Genomic DNA, 19,284 nt, shown 5'->3' with positions numbered 1-19,284 from the left:
ACGGCCCTCTTACGGCCTCGCCCCTGGCTTTGACGGGACCCTTACGGCCGCCGATCCGAACCGGCCGGTGGCGGAGCTTTTCTCCTCAGAGCAGCCGGAAGCGCAGCCGGCAGATCACCGCGTCCGTCTCCCGCCGCACCGCGTGCGCCACGACCGCGCCACGCTGGTTCTGGAGCAGCCGCTGCCACAGTCGCCGCGGCTCGGTCTCCGGGATCAGCACGGTGACCCGGGTGCCGGGCTCGGCGGCGGCCACCTGACGGACGTACGCGGCGATGGGGCGGCCCACGCTGTGCCGTTCGGAGGACAGCCGTACCAGGGGGACGCCCGGGCCCCACGCCGTCCAGGCGCGCTCCAGCGCGTGCAGCCGGGCGCGGTCCTCGGGGTCCGGGTGGCCGACCGTGACGGCACGGACCTCGTCGCCGAGGGAGGTGGCAGCGGTCAGCGCCTCGGAGGTGAGTCGGGACAGCGAGGACACCGGCACGATCACCAGCGAACGCTCGCGGTGCGGGGGCTCGGGGACGCGGCCCAGGCCGAGTCGCTCGCCGATGCGGTCGTAGGCGCGGTGGACGGCCACGAAGGCGGCGATCAGCAGCGGCAGCGCCACCACGACCAGCCAGGAGCCGTCGGTGAACTTGCTCGCCGTGACGACGACCGCCGAGACCGCGGTGAGCAGCGCGCCCAAGCCGTTGAGCAGGGCCTTGCCTCGCCGGCCGGGGCCCTGTTCGAGCCGCCAGTGCCGGACCATGCCCGTCTGGGCGATGGTGAAGCCGACGAAGACACCGATGGCGAACATCGGCACCAGGGTGTTGGTGTCCCCGCCGGAGAAGACCAGCAGCACGGCGGAGACGACGGCGAGGGCCAGCACACCGTGCCGGTGCACCTGGCGGTCGGCCTTCAGGGCGAAGACGTGGGGCACGTAGTTGTCCCGGGCCAGCAGCTTCAGCAGCACCGGCAGCCCGCCGAAGGAGGTGTTGGCGGACAGGGCCAGCAGGGTCATCGTCGCGAACTGGATGACGTAGAAGGCCCAGTTGTGGCCGAGCGCGGCGTCCGCCAGCTGGGCGAGGACCGTCACGCCCTCGACCGGCTGGAGGTGGAAGCGGCCGATCAGCACCGCCAGACCGATCAGCATCAGACCGAGTGCGGCACCGAGCGCGATCTCCGCCCGCTGGGCCCGCCGGACGCGCGGGCGGCGGAAGGAGGGGACGGCGTTGGCGATCGCCTCGACTCCGGTGAGGGCGGAGCACCCGGAGGCGAACGCCTTCAGCAGGAGCAGGACGCCGACACCGGTCGCGTGGCCGGCAACGGCCGGGGCGTGTCCGGCCGTTGCCGCCGTACTGACCGGCTCGGAGCGGAACAGACCGACGCCGATCAGCACGAAGACCGCACCCACGAAGGCGATCGTCGGCACGATGAACGCCTTCGCCGACTCCGCGACACCCCGCAGGTTCACCAGCGTGATCAGCCCGAGCACGGCCAGGCACAGCCACAGCCGGTCGCCGTACAGCGCCGGGAAGGCGGACGTCAGCGCGGCCACCCCCGCCGTGACCGCCACGGCGACATTGAGGACGTAGTCCAGGATCAGCGAGGCCGCCGCCACCAGGCTGGTCCGCGGCCCCAGATGCGTCTTCGCGACCGCATAGGAACCACCGCCGTCCGGGAAGGCCGCGATCACCTGCCGGTACGACGCCACCAGCACCGCCAGCAGGGCGGCGACGGCCAGCGTCACCGGCAGCGTGAAGCCGAGTCCGTGCCCGCCCGCGGCGGCGAGCACCAGCACGATGGCCTCCGGGCCGTAGGCCACGGACGCCAGCGCGTCCAGTGACAGCGCGGCAAGCCCGGTGACGGCGGTGAGCCGGTGGCGCTCCCCGGTATCCGGGGGCTCCTCGCCGGCGGGAACGGCATCCGGCTCGGTGGTCAGGACGGTCATGGGTGCGGTACTCCTTCGGTGAAAACCGCGCAGCTACGTCGAGATGTGCGCGGTGCCCTCAGGTTCTGACCGTTTCCGACAGGCTTCGACGCTTCATTGCGGCTTCTTCGCGCCAATCGGCGCGATCTTGACGGGACTTTGACGCTCAGGAGGCGCAGCACACGACAGGCTCGGCCTTAACGCGGTCTTGATGCGTCAAGCGCACATACAGGTGGGCCCCCACGTCACTCCGTGCTTAGGCTGGTGCCGCCGTCCGCGTGATGGCCGGAACCCCACGCTGAGCCGCACATCAGGAGAGCACGTCCATGGCCACCACCGAACACCCTCCCAGTACGACCCGCCTGCGGACCTGGATGCTGGAGGGGCTGTCCGACATGGGCAAGGCGGGGGGCCACACCGGCCCGCACGCCGAGCCCGAGCCCCCGCACCAGGGCCAGCGCTGGTACCGGGTGATGTGTCTGACCGGTGTCGACTACTTCTCCACCCTCGGCTACCAGCCCGGCATCGCCGCCCTGGCGGCCGGGCTGCTCTCCCCCATAGCCACCCTTGTCCTCGTCGTCGTCACCCTCGCGGGCGCTCTCCCCGTGTACCGCAGGGTGGCCGAGGAGAGTCCGCACGGCGAGGGCTCCATCGCCATGCTGGAGCGGCTGCTGTCCTTCTGGCAGGGCAAGCTCTTCGTCCTGGCGCTGCTGGGCTTCGCCGCCACCGACTTCCTGATCACCATCACTCTTTCGGCGGCCGACGCCTCCACCCACCTCATCGAGAACCCGCACCTGACCCATGTGCTGCACGGCCGGCAGATGGTGATCACCCTGCTGCTGGTGGCTCTGCTGGGGGCGGTGTTCCTCAAGGGCTTCCTGGAGGCGATCGGCGTCGCCGTCGCCCTGGTGGTGGTCTATCTCGGTCTGAACGCCGTCGTCGTGGTCGTCGGCTTCTGGCACGTCCTGACCGCCGGACACCTGGTCACCGACTGGACCAGCGCCCTGACCGCCCAGCACGGCAACGTCTTCGCCATGATCGGCGTGTCGCTGCTGGTCTTCCCCAAGCTCGCCCTGGGCCTGTCCGGCTTCGAGACCGGCGTCGCCGTCATGCCCCACGTCCAGGGCGACCCGGACGACACCGAGGACAAGCCGACCGGACGGATCCGGGACACCAAGAAGCTGCTCACGGCCGCCGCGCTGATCATGAGCGTCTTCCTGATCACCACCAGCTTCATCACCACGGTGCTGATCCCGGCGAACGAGTTCAAGACGGGCGGCCAGGCCAACGGCCGCGCCCTCGCCTACCTCGCCCACGAGTACCTGGGCAACGCCTTCGGCACGGTCTACGACCTCTCCACGATCGCCATCCTGTGGTTCGCCGGCGCGTCCGCGATGGCCGGCCTGCTCAACCTCATGCCGCGCTACCTGCCCCGCTACGGCATGGCCCCGCACTGGGCCCGCGCCGTGCGCCCGATGGTGATCGTCTTCACCCTGGTCGCCTTCCTGGTGACCTGGATCTTCGACGCCGACGTCGACGCGCAGGGCGGCGCCTACGCCACCGGCGTGCTGGTCCTGATGTCCTCCGCCGCGATCGCGGTGACCATCGCCGCCCGCAGGGCCGGCCAGCGCGGCTGGACCATCGGCTTCGCCGTCGTCTCGGCCGTCCTGCTCTACGTCACCGTGGCGAACGTCGTCGAGCGCCCGGACGGTGTGAAGATCGGTGCCTGCTTCATCGTCGGCATCATCCTCATCTCCCTGGCGTCCCGGCTGGCCCGCGCCTTCGAGCTGCGCGTCACGCACGTGGAGCTGGACGACATGGCGGAACGATTCATCCGCGACATGTCCAGTCGCAAGATCCGGTTCATCGCCAACGAGCCCGGTGCGCGGGACAAGGCCGAGTACCGCGACAAGGTCGAGCAGATCCGTGCCGACAACGACATGCCCGAGCAGGAGGACTTCGTCTTCGTCGAGGTCACGGTCACCGACCCGTCCGAGTTCGAGGCCGGCCTGACCGTGCGGGGCGAGGTCCTGCACGGCCGTTACCGCGTGCTGACGGTGGAGTCCGCCTCCATCCCCAACGCCCTCGCCGCGCTCCTCCTGCACGTCCGGGACATGACGGGCTGCACCCCGCACATGTACTTCGAGTGGACCGAGGGCAACCCCTTCACCAACTTCCTGCGCTTCTTCCTCTTCGGCCAGGGCGAGGTCGCCCCCGTCACCCGCGAGGTCCTGCGCGAGGCCGAACCGGACCGCGACAGGCGCCCTCGCGTCCACACCGGCTGAGGACCGGCTCCGCCCGGGGGCGTCAGGACGGCGTCAGGATTCGCGCGTACGGCGCCAGGATCGCGTCAGCAGCGGTCGCCGGACCCCGTTCGGCCGCCTAGCGTCGGCCTCATGCGACAGAGCGGACCGCCATCAGGCACGGCCGGCGACCGCCACTGGCGTGGCAGCGCCCGGCTCGCGGTGGGCTGCGCCCTGCTGTTCTGCGCCCTGAGCCTCCTGGTCGACTGGGACGCGGGAAGCCTGACGCCGCCGCGCGCCCTGCTCTGGGTCACTCTGTCGGCCGCGGTGGGCGCCGTCCTGTTCCCCCCGCGGGTGAGCGCGGGACCCGGCTGGCTCGCGGTCCGCACCCCCTGGGGCCGGCACCTGGTCCGCACGGACGCGCTGACGACGGTACGGCAGTACGACGGCGTCTCCTCGCACCTGGTCCTGCGAGACGTCCAGGGCCACCGCCTGGAACTCGACCCCCGCGTCCTCTCCGCGAATCCGCTCCTGTGGCACGAACTCGACACCGGCGTCCGTCGCTCCCTGGAACGCGGCACGCTGCGCCACGGAGCGGATGTCCTGGAGCGGCTGGGGCACCGTATCGACGACGAAACGGTGCAGGCGGTGCTCCGGGCCTCGGGGCTGTCCTGACTTCCCGGGCCACGGCAGCATGATGGACGCCGTACGCCGTGAATCGACACCGGCACCCGTAGCCGAGGGACAGCGGGCGGGACCGGGCCGGGAGCCCCGGCCCGCCCGCCATGGCATCAGGCCGCCAGTGCTTCGCGGAGGCTGGAGGGCTTGAGCCCGAACGTGTCGCGGACATCGCTGTCGTCGACGACGAACGGACGCTCGGACATGTAGCTCATCTCGGCGAACTCCCGCCACAGCGGGTCGGTGAAGGACAGCAGCGCCAAGTCCCGTTCGGTGAGCGGCTCCAACCGCGGCTCGGGTGCTCCGTGGAGTTCGGCGAGGTGGGTCGCAGCCCGACGCAGGGTCGTGGTGATGACCGGGGCGTGCCAGGGCCGTCCCCAGGAGCGGTCGTCACCGCTGACCGCCACCAGCGCCGCGGCGACGTCCTCGGTGTACGAAAACGAATGCGCCGCATCGGGGTTGCCATGGACGAGAGCCAGTTCACCTTCACGGACCCGGGGCGCCACCAGCAGCGTGAACGCCGAGACCGCGCCCGGGCCCAGGTACTGGCCGGCTCGCACTTCAGTGACCCGCAGCCGCCCTGCGTCGTGGGCGTCCTTGGCCTGCCGCCACAGCTCGGCCCTCACCCGGCCCTTCCGGGTGTTCGGGACCATCGGGGTGCGCTCGGTGACCGGCCCGGTGGTCCGCTGATAGCCGTAGTGGTTGCCGAGCATCACATAGTCGGCCCCGGCCCGCTCGGTCGCGGCGAGAATCGAGGCGAACAACGGCGGCATGGTCTCCGGCCAGGTCTGGTAGGCGGTCATGGCGGCGTTGAAGACCGTGGTCGCTCCGGCCATGGCCTCGGCCAGCTCGTCCGTGCGGCCCGCGTCCAGGGCGATCCGTTCGATGCCGGGGTGGTCGGGACCACTGCCGCTGCGGGTGATGAGGCGGACCCGCCTGCCGCTGTCGGCCAGTTGCCTGGCGGTCGCGACGCCGGTCGCGCCTGCCCCGATGACGACTGATCCACCCATGATCTTGTCTCCGTTCACCTTCAAAAGCGGAACGTTCCCCGAAGGGGGGAACCTGGTTCGTGGTTCGCGGAGGGCCCGTCCGCACGCCCCACTCTGTCGTGCGGCCGCGGGGTAGGGTGAGTGGCCTGATAGCCACGAGGTCCAAGGATCCAGCCATGCATCGTGTCGCCGTCCTGGCCGTCCCGGCGGTCAAGCCCTTCGACCTGTCCATGCCGTCGACGCTGCTGGGCGCCGCCACGCTGGGCGGACACCCCTGCTATGAGGTGACGGTGTGCACCGCTGTGCCGGGTACGGTCACCGCTTCCGGTGGTATCGATGTGGTGATCCGGCACGGGCTCGAGGCGGTAGCGGCGGCGGACACGGTGATCGTTCCCTCGACCGCCAGCCGGCACGACGCCGAACCGGCCGCGCTGGACGCCCTGCGGGAGGCGGCCGCCGCGGGCAAGCGCGTTGCCTCGATCTGCAGCGGCGCCTTCGTCCTCGCCCAGGCCGGGCTCCTCGACGGCCGCGTCGCCACCACCCACTGGGCTCTCGCCCAGGAACTGCAACGCGCCTTCCCTGCCGTGCGCGTGGACGCCGACCGGCTGTTCGCCGAGGACGGGCAGGTCGTCACCGGAGCGGGCTCGGCCGCCGGGATCGACCTGTGTCTGCATCTGATCAACCGCGACTACGGCGCGGCCACGGCCAACGCGGCGGCTCGTGCCGCCGTCGTCACCCCGGTCCGCCACGGCGGGCAGGCGCAGTTCGTACAGACTCCGCTGCCGGCCGAGACGGACTCCTCCTTGGACGCGGCTCGCACCTGGGCGCTCCAGCACCTCGACCGGCCGATCTCTCTGCACGAGCTGGCCGGTCAGGCCAAGGTCAGTGTGCGAACCCTGACCCGCCGGTTCACCGCCGAGACCGGTGTGACCCCGTTCCAATGGCTGCTCCAGCAGCGGCTGCTGCGGGCTCGCGAGCTGCTGGAGACCACCGATCTCACCGTCGACCATGTCGCCCGCCGCAGCGGCCTCGGCTCCGGCGAGTCACTCCGCCAGCATCTGAGCCGCCAGATCGGCATGACCCCGGCCGCCTACCGGAGCGCCTTCACCCACCGCCCGAGTGTGAAAACCGGTCGGTGACCATGCCGCGCCGTCACCCGCCGGGGTTCCCCGGGGCCGCGGCGAAGGGCCGGTCGTAGACCTCCAGTGTGCGGATGGACGCCCATGCCCCGGCGGGCAGCCCGGTGACCGTGACGCGCACGTACCGTGCCCGGGCCCGGAACATGGCCACGTGGACCTGAGCGGTGCCGGTGCCAGCCGTGTGGTCGACCAGCGTCGTCCACGTCCGGCCGTCGACGGAGCCCTCGATCCGGTAGCGGTAGTCCGTCCCGTCGCGTTCCCAGGCGATGCGGCTGCCGGTGAGCGGGCGGGGCGAGCCGAGGTCCACCGTGAGCCAGTGGCCGGTGCGGCCGTCGTTCGCGCACCACCGGGTCGAGGTGGACCCGTCGACCGCCCGTGCCGCGGTGTTGCCCTTCGAGGACTCCTCGCTGTCGGCCGTCGCGGTCCGGCCGAGGGCGATGTCGGCCGGCTCCACGGACCGGTCCAGGGTGACCCCGACGACGCTGTCCTCGGGGTGGCCGGTGCGGTCGATGCCGGTGATCGTGACCCGGGCGCCGTCGACCGAGTGGGCGAGGTCGGCACCGGAGCGCACATCGAAGACCCGCACGACCCTGGCATCGCCCACCGCCGGTGTGGTGAAGGACGTGCCGCCGTAGCCGGGCAGCAGGTGCACGTAGAAGGTGTCGTCCCGGTAGGTGAAGCCGTACTGGCCGTCGACCGGGTTCCACGGGCCGCCGCGGGTCCCGTAGACCGCCTGGCCGCAGGACGCCATGAAGGCGCCGATCCGCCGCAGCAGGCCGGCCTGCGCCTCGGACACCGTGCCGTGCCGGTCCGGGCCGACGTTGACCATCGCGGTCATGTTCCGCACCCAGCAGTTGACCAGGATGTCCATGGCGGTGTCGTACCGCATGACGGTGGCGTCGGCGTTGTAACCCCAGCTGCCGTCGACGGTGAACACCTTCTCGACGAGACGGCCGGTGCGGATCGCCCCGCTGGGGACCGAAGGCCCCTCGTCGCTGGCGTAGTCGCCCATCCAGCCGGACCGCGAGGTGGCCACGATATGGGGCTGGTGCCTGCGCACCATGCCCATCAGTCCCAGCGGCCTGCCGTCGCCGTCGGTCTCGCCGTAGGCGGCGTCCACCGGCCACTCGTTGGCGGGGTCGCGGAAGCGGCCGGGCTCCCAGAAGAAGGCGGCGTCCGCGTCACTGCCCTGCTCCGCCAGCCAGCCGCCGTCCCACCACAGGTCGTCGATGGGGCCGTAGCGGGTGACCAGCTCCTTGACCGACTGGTACACCTCGGTCTTCAGGACCCGCGCGTTCTCCTTGTGCGCCGGATCGGTGGTGTAGTGCCAGGGGTTCGGCGCGCAGTTCGTGCCGTGGACGTCGTAGTAGCCGGGATAGCGCCAGTTGATCGGCGAGTAGTAGAGGCCCACCTTCAGTCCGGCCGCCCGTACCGCCGCGACGTAGTCCTTGACGAAGTCGCGGTGCAGCGGCGCCTGACCGGAGTTCCAGCTGTTGGGATGGTTCAGCGGCCACAACGCGAAACCGTCGTGGTGGCGGGTGGTCAGGGTCACGTACCGCGCCCCGAAGTCCTTGGCCAGTTGCGCCCAGGCCGCCGGGTCGTAGGCGTCCGCGGTGAACTGCTCGTCGGTGGCGTCCGTGAGGTACTTCCGGTAGTCCGCCGGTGTGACCGGGGCGGCGTGCATCCACCACTCGCCCTTGGCCGGTCCCGCGTACACGCCCCAGTGGACGAACATGCCCAGCTTGGCGTCCTGGAGCCACTGGATCGCGGCGTCCGGCTGCTGCTCGATGCCCAGGTCGGTCTGCGGGATCCGCAGCGGTGGCAGGGGCAGCGGCGCGTCCGTCGCGGCGTACGCGGGTGCCGCCGGGACGGAACCGGCCGCGGCGGCCGCCGTCGTGACCGCCAGGGCGGCGAGGACCGATCTGCGTGACATGGAGTGCGGCAACGGGGGTTCCTCCTGCTCCGTCGTTCCCTCCCGAGACATCGGATGAATTAAGGGGCGCGCATGCAGCGATTGTCGAGACGTGCGGCAAAGATTCCTGCCACGGACCGGGATTTGGCCGACGAACGCCGCCGCTTCGAAGCCATTACATGGGATGTATGCCGGAGCGGTGGCCCATCACCACTGGGCCCGGCGGGTTCCGGTGAACTCGCCCGCTCGGGGTACCCGCATCCGTGGTCGGGGCAGGACACAGCCCGCCGGATTGCCGGTTCGCGTCGCACCCTGATAGATGGACAGCGGTGGTACTGAGCCGGGTACACCACCGTCGAGGGGCGATTCCGGCAGAGTGAGGGGAAGAGCGTGGATGTCCCACTCGATTCGGAGGGACACTGGGCCACGCCGTCGAACGGCGGTGCCTGGCTGGAAGTGCGTCCGCTGTCGGAACGCCCAGGCGTGTGTGCGAAAGGCGAGGTCGGCGTGAGTACCCGGGCGGTGTGGCAGGAGGCCCTCGGCCGGCTGTCACGGCGGAGCGAGAGCTGCCTGTACGTCGAGATGTCCCAGCTGACGTTCATCGACGTGGCCGGGGTGACGGATCTGGCGTTGGCCGCACGGTCGCTGAGCGGGGACCGTCTGTTCGTCCTCGAGCAACCACCGCCCCAGGTACCGCGCATTCTCGACCTGTTCTGGTCCGGCCTGAGCGGGATCGAGGTGACCGCATGACCGGCACCGCCCCCAGCTCCCGGGACTTCGTGCATCCGGCGCTGTTCTACAGCGGGGAGCAGCAGTATGTGGCAGGTACAGTCCCCTTCGTTCTCGAGGGGCTGGGCAGGGAGGAGCCGGTTGCGGTCGCCGCGCCGCCGGACCGGCTCAAGCTGATCAGGGACCAGCTCGGTGACCAGGCCAGTCGGGTTCACTTCGTGGACATGACGCAGGCGGGCCGGAACCCGGGGCGGATCATCCCCGGCGTGCTGCGCCGGTTCGCCGATGCCCATACCGGTGGACGGGTCCGCATCATCGGTGAGCCGATCTGGCCCGGTCGCAGCGCGGTGGAGTATCCCGCGTGTGTGCAGCACGAGGCGCTGATCAACGAGGCGTTCACCGGGCGCGCCGTCACGATCCTGTGTCCGTACGACGTCGACGGGCTCGACCAGGAGGTGCTGGAGGACGCGTGGGCCACCCACCCGGTGGTGGTCGCCGAGGGGAGTGAGACGGCCTCCGCCGCGTACAGTCCCGAGGCGGTCGTCGCCCGGTACAACCAGGCTCTGCCCGTGCCGCCCGCCGCCAGGGCGACGCGCTTCGAGGGCAGTGGCCACCTGCCGATGGCGCGTGAGTTCGCCGTACGGCAGGGCGAGCGGCTGGGGCTCGACGGGACACGGTTGCAGGATTTCCAGCTGGCGGTGGCGGAGCTGACCACCAACAGCGTCGTGCACGGCGCGGGCGGCGGCACGCTGCGGATCTGGGCGGAGGACGAGCAGGTCGTCTGCGAGGTTCAGGACGCGGGCCGGCTCACCGACCCACTGGCAGGCCGGCGTCCCGCGGCACCCGAACGGCCCGGCGGCCGGGGCCTGCTCCTCGTCAACCACGTCGCCGACCTCGTGCGTATCCACACCGGCGAGGCGGGCACCACGATCCGCTTCTACATCGGCCGCTGACCGTTGCCGCTCCGTCGGCATCGGGACAGCGGCGCTTGTATTCGAACAGCCGGCTCCGCCGTACCTCGCGGGCTTGATCCGACGCCCTCCCCCAGCCCCGCGATCCTGGCGGACATCGAGAGGGGAAACCAGATCACGTACCCCGTGATTCCGATGTCATGCATGGCTCTTCATGGCGGATCCCTTCCCAGGTGGGCGGCGAGGGGACGCTTTGTTCGGCGGGTGCCGAGTGGGTTAGCCTGCGACGTCTTTTCTCCTCGCCCCAGGCCGTTGAGGTGAGGAAATGCAGAGCGTTTTCGGACCCACCGCGGGCCGCCGCGGTGTTCGAGTCTTCATCGCTGAGGGCTCCAGGGGAGCGGGACGAGGGTGCGCATGACCAGCGACAGGACCGAGCTCATCGACGCCGGGCCGGGTGACGAGGAGCTCAGACAGCTCCTGGCGGGGCTGACTGCCGTACGGGACGGTGACTTCGGCACACGTCTGCCGGAGGACGCCGACGGCCTCATGGGCGATATCGCGACCGTGTTCAACGGCATGGTCGACCAGCTGTCCGTGTTCACCTCCGAGGTGACGCGCGTAGCCCGGGAGGTCGGCACCGAGGGGACCCTCGGCGGACAGGCCGAGGTGCCCGGGGTCTCCGGGACCTGGGCCGACCTGACCGACTCGGTCAACGCCATGGCCGGGAACCTGACCACCCAGGTCCGGGACATCGCCCAGGTCGCCACGGCCGTGGCCAAGGGCGACCTGTCGCAGAAGATCGACGTGCCCGCACGCGGCGAGATCCTCCAGCTGAAGGAAACCGTCAACACGATGGTGGACCAGCTGTCCGCCTTCGCCGACGAGGTCACCCGCGTCGCCCGCGAGGTCGGTACCGAAGGACGCCTCGGCGGCCAGGCCAAGGTGCCCGGTGTCGCGGGGGTGTGGCGGGACCTCACCGACTCGGTCAACTTCATGGCGGGCAACCTGACCAACCAGGTCCGCAATGTCGCCCAGGTGACCACCGCGGTGGCGAAGGGCGACCTGTCGCAGAAGATCACCGTGGACGCCCGCGGCGAGATCCTCGAACTCAAGAACACCATCAACACGATGGTCGACCAGCTGTCCGCCTTCGCCGACGAGGTCACCCGCGTCGCCCGCGAGGTCGGCACCGAAGGACGCCTCGGCGGCCAGGCCGACGTCAAGGGTGTGAAGGGCACCTGGCGGGACCTCACCGACTCGGTCAACTTCATGGCGGGCAACCTCACCGCCCAGGTCCGCAATGTCGCCCAGGTGGCGACGGCGGTGGCCGAGGGCGACCTGTCGCAGAAGATCACCGTCGACGCCCGCGGCGAGATCCTCGAACTCAAGAACACCATCAACACGATGGTCGACCAGCTCTCCGCCTTCGCCGACGAGGTCACCCGCGTCGCGCGTGAGGTCGGCACCGAAGGACGCCTCGGCGGCCAGGCCGACGTCAAGGGCGTGTCGGGCACCTGGAAGGCCCTCACCGACAACGTGAACGTGATGGCGTCGAACCTGACCGGCCAGGTGCGCTCCATCGCCCAGGTCGCCACGGCCGTCGCGCGGGGCGACCTGTCCCGCAAGATCACGGTCGCGGCCGAGGGCGAGGTCGCCGCGCTGGCCGATGTGATCAACACGATGGTCGACACCCTGTCCGCGTTCGCCGACGAGGTCACCCGCGTCGCGCGTGAAGTCGGCACCGAGGGACGCCTCGGCGGCCAGGCGCATGTGCCGAACGTGGCCGGCACCTGGAAGGACCTCACCGACAACGTCAACTCCATGGCGAACAACCTGACCGGTCAGGTGCGCAACATCGCTCTGGTGACGACCGCCGTGGCCCGGGGCGACCTGTCGAAGAAGATCGACGTGGACGCCCGCGGCGAGATCCTGGAGCTGAAGACGACCATCAACACGATGGTGGACCAGCTCTCCGCCTTCGCCGACGAGGTCACCCGCGTCGCCCGCGAGGTCGGCACCGAAGGACGCCTCGGCGGCCAGGCCGAGGTGGAGGGCGTCTCGGGCACCTGGAAGCGGCTCACGGAGAACGTCAACGAGCTGGCCGGCAACCTGACCCGCCAGGTCCGGGCGATCGGCGCCGTGGCCAGCGCGGTGGCCGAGGGCGACCTGACCCGCTCGATCACGGTGGAGGCCTCCGGCGAGGTCGCCGAGCTCAAGGACAACATCAACTCCATGGTGGAGTCGCTGCGCGAGACCACCCGGGCCAACCAGGAGCAGGACTGGCTCAAGACCAACCTGGCGCGCATCGCCGGCCTCATGCAGGGCCACCGGGACCTGCCCGTGGTCGCCGAGCTGATCATGGACGAGCTGACGCCGCTGGTGTCGGCCCAGTACGGGGCCTTCTACCTCGCCGAGGACGGTGAGCACGGCCCGCAGCTGCGCCTCGTCGGCTCCTACGGCAGGCCCGACGACGACGAGCGGCCCACCCGGTTCTCCTTCGGCCACTCGCTGGTCGGCCAGGCCGCGCGCAGCCGCCGTACCATCACCGTCGACGAGCTGCCGCACGGCTACGTGACCATCTCCTCCGGGCTCGGCCAGGCGGTGCCGACCGCGCTGATCCTGCTGCCGATCCTCTTCGAGGACCAGGTCCTCGGCGTCATCGAGCTGGCGTCGGTCACCTCCTTCACCCCCATCCACCGGGACTTCCTGGAACAGCTCCGCGAGACGCTCGGCGTCAACGTCAACACGATCGTGGCCAACGCCCGCACCGACGAGCTGCTGGAGGAGTCGCAGCGGCTGACCGCCGAACTCCAGGCGCGTTCGGCCGAGTTGCAGTCCCAGCAGGAGGAGTTGCAGCGCTCCAACGCCGAACTGGAGGACAAGGCCTCCCTGCTGGCGGCGCAGAACCGCGACATCGAGGCGAAGAACCTCCAGATCGAGCAGGCCCGGCAGGAACTCGAGGCCCGCGCCCAGCAGTTGTCGCTGGCCTCGAAGTACAAGTCGGAGTTCCTGGCCAACATGAGCCACGAGCTGCGCACCCCGCTCAACAGCCTGCTCATCCTCGCCCAGCTGCTCGCCCAGAACCCCTCGCGCAACCTCACCCCGAAGCAGGTCGAGTACGCGGGGATCATCCACTCCGCGGGCAGCGACCTGCTCCAGCTGATCAACGACATCCTGGACCTGTCGAAGGTCGAGGCGGGCAAGATGGACGTCACCCCGGAGCGGGTGCCGCTGCGCCGGCTCATCGAGTACGTCGAGGCCACCTTCCGCCCGATGACGGCCCAGAAGGGGCTGGAGTTCGCGGTCACCACCGCGGCGGGCGCCCCCGCCGACCTTCTCACCGACGACTCCCGGCTGCGGCAGGTGCTGCGCAACCTGCTGTCCAACGCGGTGAAGTTCACCGAGCAGGGCGGCGTCGAGCTGGCCATCGAGCCCGCCACGGACGACGAGGTGCCGCAGGGCGTCGTGCGCGGCGGTGCCGTCGTCGCGTTCCGGGTGCGGGACACCGGCATCGGCATCCCGGAGCAGCACCTTGAGTCGATCTTCGGGGCGTTCCAGCAGGCGGACGGCACCACGAGCCGCAAGTACGGCGGAACCGGCCTCGGACTGTCCATCACCCGGGAGATCGCGCATCTGCTCGGCGGTGCCGTGGCGGTGGACAGCGCGCCCGGCCGGGGCAGCACCTTCACGCTGTACCTGCCGGTGGCCCGGCCGGACTTCGAAGAGCTGCTCGGCGCCGGCCGGCCCGCCCCGAAGGAACCGGCCGAGCTCGCGGCGGCCGCCACCGCGGGCCGCACCACCGCCGGGCCGCGGCCTGGCGTCGCCCAGCAGCCGCCGCGCCGACTCCTGGTGGTGGAGGAGCGGTCGCGCGGGCTGCTCACCCTGGTCGCCGAGAGCGTGGTCGCGGACGTGGCCCGGCACGCCCCGGACGACGGCTCCCCGCTGCCGGCGGTGGACGTCATCACCGCCGTCGGAGCGCAGGAGGCGGCGGGCGCACTGGCCACCGACTCCTGCCACTGCGTCGTACTGGACCTGGACATGCCCGACGGCGAGGCGAGCCGGTTCCTCCAGGCCCTGGAAGGCGACTCGGGGCTGGCGAACGTTCCGGTGCTCGTGCACAGCAGCCACCGGCCGGAGGCGGCACGGGCCGAAGCGCTGCGCTCCCACCGCGACGACGGGTCCCTGGAGTTCCTGTCCAGCCTGGACGAGCTGCGCGAACGCATCGCCCTGCACCTGGCCGCCGAGGCACCCGGGGAGGTGCTCTCCCTGGTCCGGATCGAGGACCCGCAGGACCTCGCACCCCCGGTGGACGACAGCTTCCAGGGCAGTACGGTCCTGGTCGTCGACGACGACGCACGCAACCTGTTCGCACTCAGCGGGATCCTGGAGATGTACGGCTTCCGGGTGCTGCACGCGGAGAACGGCCGCAAGGGCATCGACACGCTGCTCGCCCACCCCGAGATCGCGCTCGTGCTGATGGACGTGATGATGCCGGAGATGGACGGCTACACGGCCACGGCCGAGATCCGCAAGCTGCCGCAGTACACCGAGCTGCCGATCATCGCCGTCACCGCCAAGGCGATGCCCGGCGACCGGGAGAAGTCCCTGGCCTCCGGCGCCAGCGACTACGTCACCAAGCCCGTCGACACCCGCGACCTCATCGCCTGCGTCCGACGCTGGCTGTCCACGTGAACGCGCCGGTGCCACCCGCCCGCAGGTCGGGCACCGCCCGGCGCGGCGGGAGCCGCGACCGGGCGTCGTTCAGCCGAGGAGCATGCACATCGTGAACACGCCCGAGCAGCAACGTGAGTCGGACGGCATCGAGCTGCGCGCCGACCCGCCGGACCTCACGGGCGTCTCCCCCACCTCCCCCGTCGGCAGGCTGGCCGCCACGGTGGAACGGCTGCGCCACGAGGTCCGTACCGCGCATGCGGAGGCCGAGGGCCGGGCGCTGATCGAGCTGGCCAAGGGCATCCTGGTCGAGCGGCTGGGCTGCGGTCCGGCGCAGGCCGCCCGGCAGCTCGCGGAGCTGACCGAGCAGGCCAAGGTGACGCCGCTGGAGTTCGCGGTGGACGTCATCAACCAGGCCGCCCGCGACCGGGTGTCGGAGATCGCGGACGCCTTTCTGAGCACGGCCGCCGAGACGCCCGCGCGCCAGGACACCGCCCTGCGGCTGCGGGCGGCGGAGAGCGGCGCGCTGGCCGCGGACGACACTCAGGACGTCGCAGGCGCTCTGCTGGAGCATGCCCTGCGCCCGCTCGGCGCGGTCGCCGTCGCCGTGTGGAGCGCGGGCGCGGACGGCTCGCTCACCCTCGGCGGAAGCGCCGGCTTCTCCCCCGCCGAGGCCCTCCGGTGGCGTTACGTTCCTCCGGAGGTGGCGACCGTGGCGCGCCGGGGACTGACCGAGCGCACCGGTCAGTGGTTCGAGTCGCTCGCCGGCATCGGGCTGCCCACCATCGGCCGGCACATGTATCCGGACGGCGGCCGGGTCGCGGTGCCCGCCGGCACGGGGGGCCGCATCCACGGTGTCCTGGAGATCGCCTGGCCGGGGCCGCTGGAGCCGCAGCCGCCGCAGATCGTCCGGCAGGTGGAAGCCCTGGCCGAGCTGTGCGCGCACACGTTGGAGACATCCATACTGCGCGAGGGCGTCGGCCAGGAACCACGGCTCCTGCCGGACGCCGTCGAGCTCATGGACCTGGCCGACGGGCTCCACGACCCCGCTCTGGTGCTGGTGCCGCACCTCGACGACTCCGGCCAGCTGGTGGACTTCCGCATCCAGCACGTCAACAGCCGTTTCCTGGACCCGGCCGGCCGGCCGCGCGCGGTGGTCAGCGGAGCGCTGTTGCTGGAGGCGTTCCCCATGGCCGCCGGGAAGAGCGAGCTGTTCCAGCGGGTCGAGCGGGTCTACGCCACCGGGGAGCCGTTCCGCGGCCGCCGCATGCATCTGACCGCGCTCGTCGACCAGGTGCCGCTGTCGGTGGTCGCGGACCTCAGCATCAGCCGCCACGGCAGCAGCGTGCTGCTGATCTGGCGTATCGAGGACGAGACGGCGCGGCTGGCGAGCCTGCTCCAGCACGCCCAACGCCTGGGCCGTATCGGGGGCTTCGAGGAGAACCTGCTCACCGGCGAGATCACCTGGAACGACCAGCTGTTCCACCTCTACGGCCGGTCCCCGGCGAGCAAGCCCGTACCGCTGGAGGAGCTGCCCGCGCACGCGCACCCGGACGACGCGGTGGCCCTCGGCCGGTTCCTGCGCACGCTGCTGCACCGGCGCCGGCCGGCCTCCGCGGCCTTCCGGCTCCAGCGCCCCGACGGTGTGACCCGGCACATCCGGGTGGTCGCCGAGCCGGCCCTGGACACCGACGGCCGGCTGTCCGTCGTGCGGGGCGCCTACCAGGACATCTCCGCCCAGCACTGGACGGAGGTGGCGCTCGCCGCGACCCGGGACCAGCTCGCCCACACCGAGCAGCAGGCGACGGAACGCAACCGTCTGACCCTTCAGTTGCAGCACGCCATCATGCCTCCCGCGCAGGCGCCCCTGACGGTGCCCGGTCTGGAGGTCGCGGTGCGCTACCGGCCGGCGGAGACCGAGCATCTGGTGGGCGGCGACTGGTACGACGCCGTGATGCTGCCGTCCGGGCTGGTGCTGCTGTGCGTGGGTGATGTCGCGGGCCACGGCATCGAGGCCGCCACCAGCATGGTCGTGCTGCGCAACGCGTTGCGTGGCCTCGCCGTGACGGGTGCCGGGCCGGGTCAGCTGCTGTCCTGGCTGAACATCGTGGCGCACCACTTGACCGGAGGGGTCACCGCCACCGCGGTGTGTGCCCTGTACGACCCGGACCGGCGCGTGCTGCGCTGGGCGCGGGCGGGCCACCTCCCGCCCGTGCTGGTCCGCGGCCGGGAGGCGGCCCCGCTGCCGCTGGTCCAGGGCCTGCTGCTCGGCGCGGTGCCCGAAGCCGACTACGAGGAAGCCGAGCTGCCGGTCGAGCCGGAGGACATGCTGCTGATGTACACCGACGGGCTCATCGAGCGCCGGGACCGGTCCGTGGAGGAGTCCCTGACGCACCTGCTGACCACGGCCCGTACCGCGCCGAAGAGCCTCGACCAGCAGCTCGACCGGCTGCTGACCTACAGCAGGTCGGACACGGACGACGACACCTGTGTCGTCGGTATCCGCGTGGCATAGCCGCGACGCGGGTCACCAGGCATGCGCGCAGGGCCCGGCCGTCCAAGCGGCCGGGCCCTGCGAACGCGCTGTCCAGGGTGGTCGGATCACCATCGGTACCAGCGGCCGCGGCCGCCGCCGGCGCTGGTGGAGCGCATGACGAAGCCGAGGAGCCACAGCACCAGGACGGCGACGGCGACCCACCAGAGAACCTTGATGGCGAAGCCGGCACCGAAAAGGACCAGCGCGAGAAGAAGAACCAGCAGCAGGGGAACCATATGTATCAACCTCCTGCCGCCCGTGTGCCCTGCAATGTGGCCCGCATTCCCCGAGGCTGCCTTGTTTATGAAGCCTGCGCCGGGGCACGACGCATAGTCCGTGTCAGAACGTGAGGACGGGTTTGACGACGTCCGTCCGCATGCGGGCGACCGCCTCGTCGATGTCCTGGAAGGCGAACGTGGAGATGATCCGGTCGGCGGGGAAACGGCCCTGCGCGTGCCAGTCGAGCAGGAGGGGCACCAGCTCGTGCGGGTTCGCGTCGCCCTCGATGCTGCCCCGTACCGTCTTGCCTCCTCTGATGAGGTCCATCACGTCGAGGGCGATGTCCCCCGTCCCGAGGCCGACGACGACCAGGGATCCCAGCGGGGCCAGGGCCAGAGCCGCGTTGCGGATCACACCCGGGACGGCGGTGGTGTCGAGGCCGTGGGTCGCGCCTCCCGCGGTGATCTCCATGATCTGCTCGACAAGGTCCTCGCTCGCGCCGTCGAGGGCGTGGGTGGCACCGACTTCCGTCGCGAGGGTCCGCCGCTCCTTGGAGAGGTCGACGGCGATGACGGTGCCGGCGCCCAGGGCCGCGGCGGCCATGACCGCCGCGAGTCCCACCCCGCCGACGCCGTACACCACCAGGCTGGAGCCGGGAGTGGGCCGCAGCAGGTTGACCACCGAGCCCGCGCCGGTCAGGAAGCCGCACCCCATGGGCGCCGCGGTCACGAGGTCGGTGTCCCGCGGAACGACGACGACGTTCTCGCGCGTGGCGAGCGCGTGCCGGGCGAAGCTCGACTGACCGAAGAACGAGGACCAGACGTCGCCGCCCGGACGGCTGAGGACCGAGCTGCCGTCCTCGCGGCGCCCGGCGTTGTTCAGGGCGATGAACCGCTCGCAGTACGCGCGCCGTCCGGCGGCGCACCAGGCGCAGGCGCCGCAGCTGTTGTAGCTCAGGACGACGTGGTCTCCGGCTCTCACACCGGTGACATCGGCACCGGTCGCCTCCACCACGCCGGCGCCTTCATGGCCGTACACCGCCAGAACGCCTGCGGGCATCCGGGCCTTTATGGCCAGGTCGGTGTGGCAGATGCCCACCGCGGTGAGGCGGACGAGGATCTCGTCGGGGCGGGGGTCGGAGATCTCGACGTCCTCGATGGTGAAACCGGTGTCGGGTCCGTGCGAGACAGCCGCTTGGGTGCGCATGTGATTCTCCGGGTGGGACGGTCAGGGCTACCGGGGGCATGAGGTTCCGGGCCGAGCCCGTCGGAGCCGATGAAGTAGGCGGCCACGTCGGGGTGTTGGGGTGGTCGGGCGGGCCCGCGCGGACTGATCGTACATGGCCAAGAAC

At 71.1% G+C, this 19,284-nt stretch carries 12 protein-coding genes; 7 read left to right on the top strand and 5 right to left on the bottom strand.

From position 1 onward, the window contains the following. Positions 1 to 85: 85 nt before the first annotated feature. On the bottom strand, positions 86 to 1,927 hold the full coding sequence (locus ACZ5CZ_RS09085; RefSeq protein ID WP_468940661.1) for an APC family permease: 1,842 nt from the start codon (positions 1,925 to 1,927) through the stop codon (positions 86 to 88). Positions 1,928 to 2,232: 305 nt separating this feature from the next. Between ACZ5CZ_RS09085 and ACZ5CZ_RS09080 the strand changes: the two genes are divergently transcribed. Together ACZ5CZ_RS09080 and ACZ5CZ_RS09075 are read left to right on the top strand one after the other, a co-directional pair. Next, complete coding sequence (locus tag ACZ5CZ_RS09080) at positions 2,233 to 4,191, top strand: APC family permease (RefSeq protein ID WP_468940659.1); 1,959 nt, start codon at positions 2,233 to 2,235, stop codon at positions 4,189 to 4,191. A gap of 111 nt (positions 4,192 to 4,302) precedes the next feature. Continuing rightward, complete coding sequence (locus ACZ5CZ_RS09075; RefSeq protein WP_468940656.1) at positions 4,303 to 4,824, top strand: hypothetical protein; 522 nt, start codon at positions 4,303 to 4,305, stop codon at positions 4,822 to 4,824. 116 nt (positions 4,825 to 4,940) lie between these two features. Here ACZ5CZ_RS09075 and ACZ5CZ_RS09070 read toward each other — a convergent pair whose 3' ends face one another. Continuing rightward, on the bottom strand, positions 4,941 to 5,837 hold the full coding sequence (locus tag ACZ5CZ_RS09070) for an NAD-dependent epimerase/dehydratase family protein (RefSeq protein WP_385846158.1): 897 nt from the start codon (positions 5,835 to 5,837) through the stop codon (positions 4,941 to 4,943). Positions 5,838 to 5,992: 155 nt separating this feature from the next. Between ACZ5CZ_RS09070 and ACZ5CZ_RS09065 the strand changes: the two genes are divergently transcribed. Continuing rightward, positions 5,993 to 6,955, top strand: a complete 963-nt coding sequence (locus ACZ5CZ_RS09065; RefSeq protein WP_468940652.1) for a GlxA family transcriptional regulator — start codon at positions 5,993 to 5,995, stop codon at positions 6,953 to 6,955. Between the two features lie 13 nt (positions 6,956 to 6,968). Here the strand turns inward: ACZ5CZ_RS09065 and ACZ5CZ_RS09060 are convergent, their stop codons facing one another. Next, the gene (locus ACZ5CZ_RS09060) at positions 6,969 to 8,888 is read right to left on the bottom strand and encodes an alpha-L-fucosidase (protein WP_468940649.1); all 1,920 of its coding nucleotides are present in this window, start codon (positions 8,886 to 8,888) and stop codon (positions 6,969 to 6,971) included. A gap of 486 nt (positions 8,889 to 9,374) precedes the next feature. Between ACZ5CZ_RS09060 and ACZ5CZ_RS09055 the strand changes: the two genes are divergently transcribed. The 4 genes from ACZ5CZ_RS09055 (at position 9,375) to ACZ5CZ_RS09040 (ending at position 17,693) form a co-directional block, all read left to right on the top strand. Continuing rightward, positions 9,375 to 9,617, top strand: a complete 243-nt coding sequence (locus ACZ5CZ_RS09055) for an STAS domain-containing protein (protein ID WP_385846162.1) — start codon at positions 9,375 to 9,377, stop codon at positions 9,615 to 9,617. After that, entirely contained in the window at positions 9,614 to 10,549 is a 936-nt protein-coding gene (locus ACZ5CZ_RS09050) for an anti-sigma factor RsbA family regulatory protein (RefSeq protein WP_468940645.1), read from the top strand. The genes ACZ5CZ_RS09055 and ACZ5CZ_RS09050 overlap by 4 nt, the downstream gene beginning before the upstream one ends. Before the next feature lie 372 nt (positions 10,550 to 10,921). Then, complete coding sequence (locus ACZ5CZ_RS09045; RefSeq protein ID WP_468940643.1) at positions 10,922 to 15,199, top strand: HAMP domain-containing protein; 4,278 nt, start codon at positions 10,922 to 10,924, stop codon at positions 15,197 to 15,199. Between the two features lie 82 nt (positions 15,200 to 15,281). Then, positions 15,282 to 17,693, top strand: a complete 2,412-nt coding sequence (locus ACZ5CZ_RS09040) for a SpoIIE family protein phosphatase (protein WP_468940641.1) — start codon at positions 15,282 to 15,284, stop codon at positions 17,691 to 17,693. 86 nt (positions 17,694 to 17,779) lie between these two features. Here ACZ5CZ_RS09040 and ACZ5CZ_RS09035 read toward each other — a convergent pair whose 3' ends face one another. Both ACZ5CZ_RS09035 and ACZ5CZ_RS09030 read right to left on the bottom strand, forming a co-directional pair. Further along, positions 17,780 to 17,950, bottom strand: coding sequence for a hydrophobic protein (locus tag ACZ5CZ_RS09035; protein ID WP_385846166.1), 171 nt, complete (start codon positions 17,948 to 17,950; stop codon positions 17,780 to 17,782). A gap of 103 nt (positions 17,951 to 18,053) precedes the next feature. After that, the gene (locus ACZ5CZ_RS09030; RefSeq protein ID WP_468940637.1) at positions 18,054 to 19,139 is read right to left on the bottom strand and encodes an NAD(P)-dependent alcohol dehydrogenase; all 1,086 of its coding nucleotides are present in this window, start codon (positions 19,137 to 19,139) and stop codon (positions 18,054 to 18,056) included. Between the last annotated feature and the right edge of the window lie 145 nt (positions 19,140 to 19,284).

Source organism: Streptomyces sp. NPDC031418 (assembly GCF_055581605.1).
Note: the sequence above shows the minus strand (reverse complement) of the source record. Positions and strands in the feature narration are given on the sequence as shown.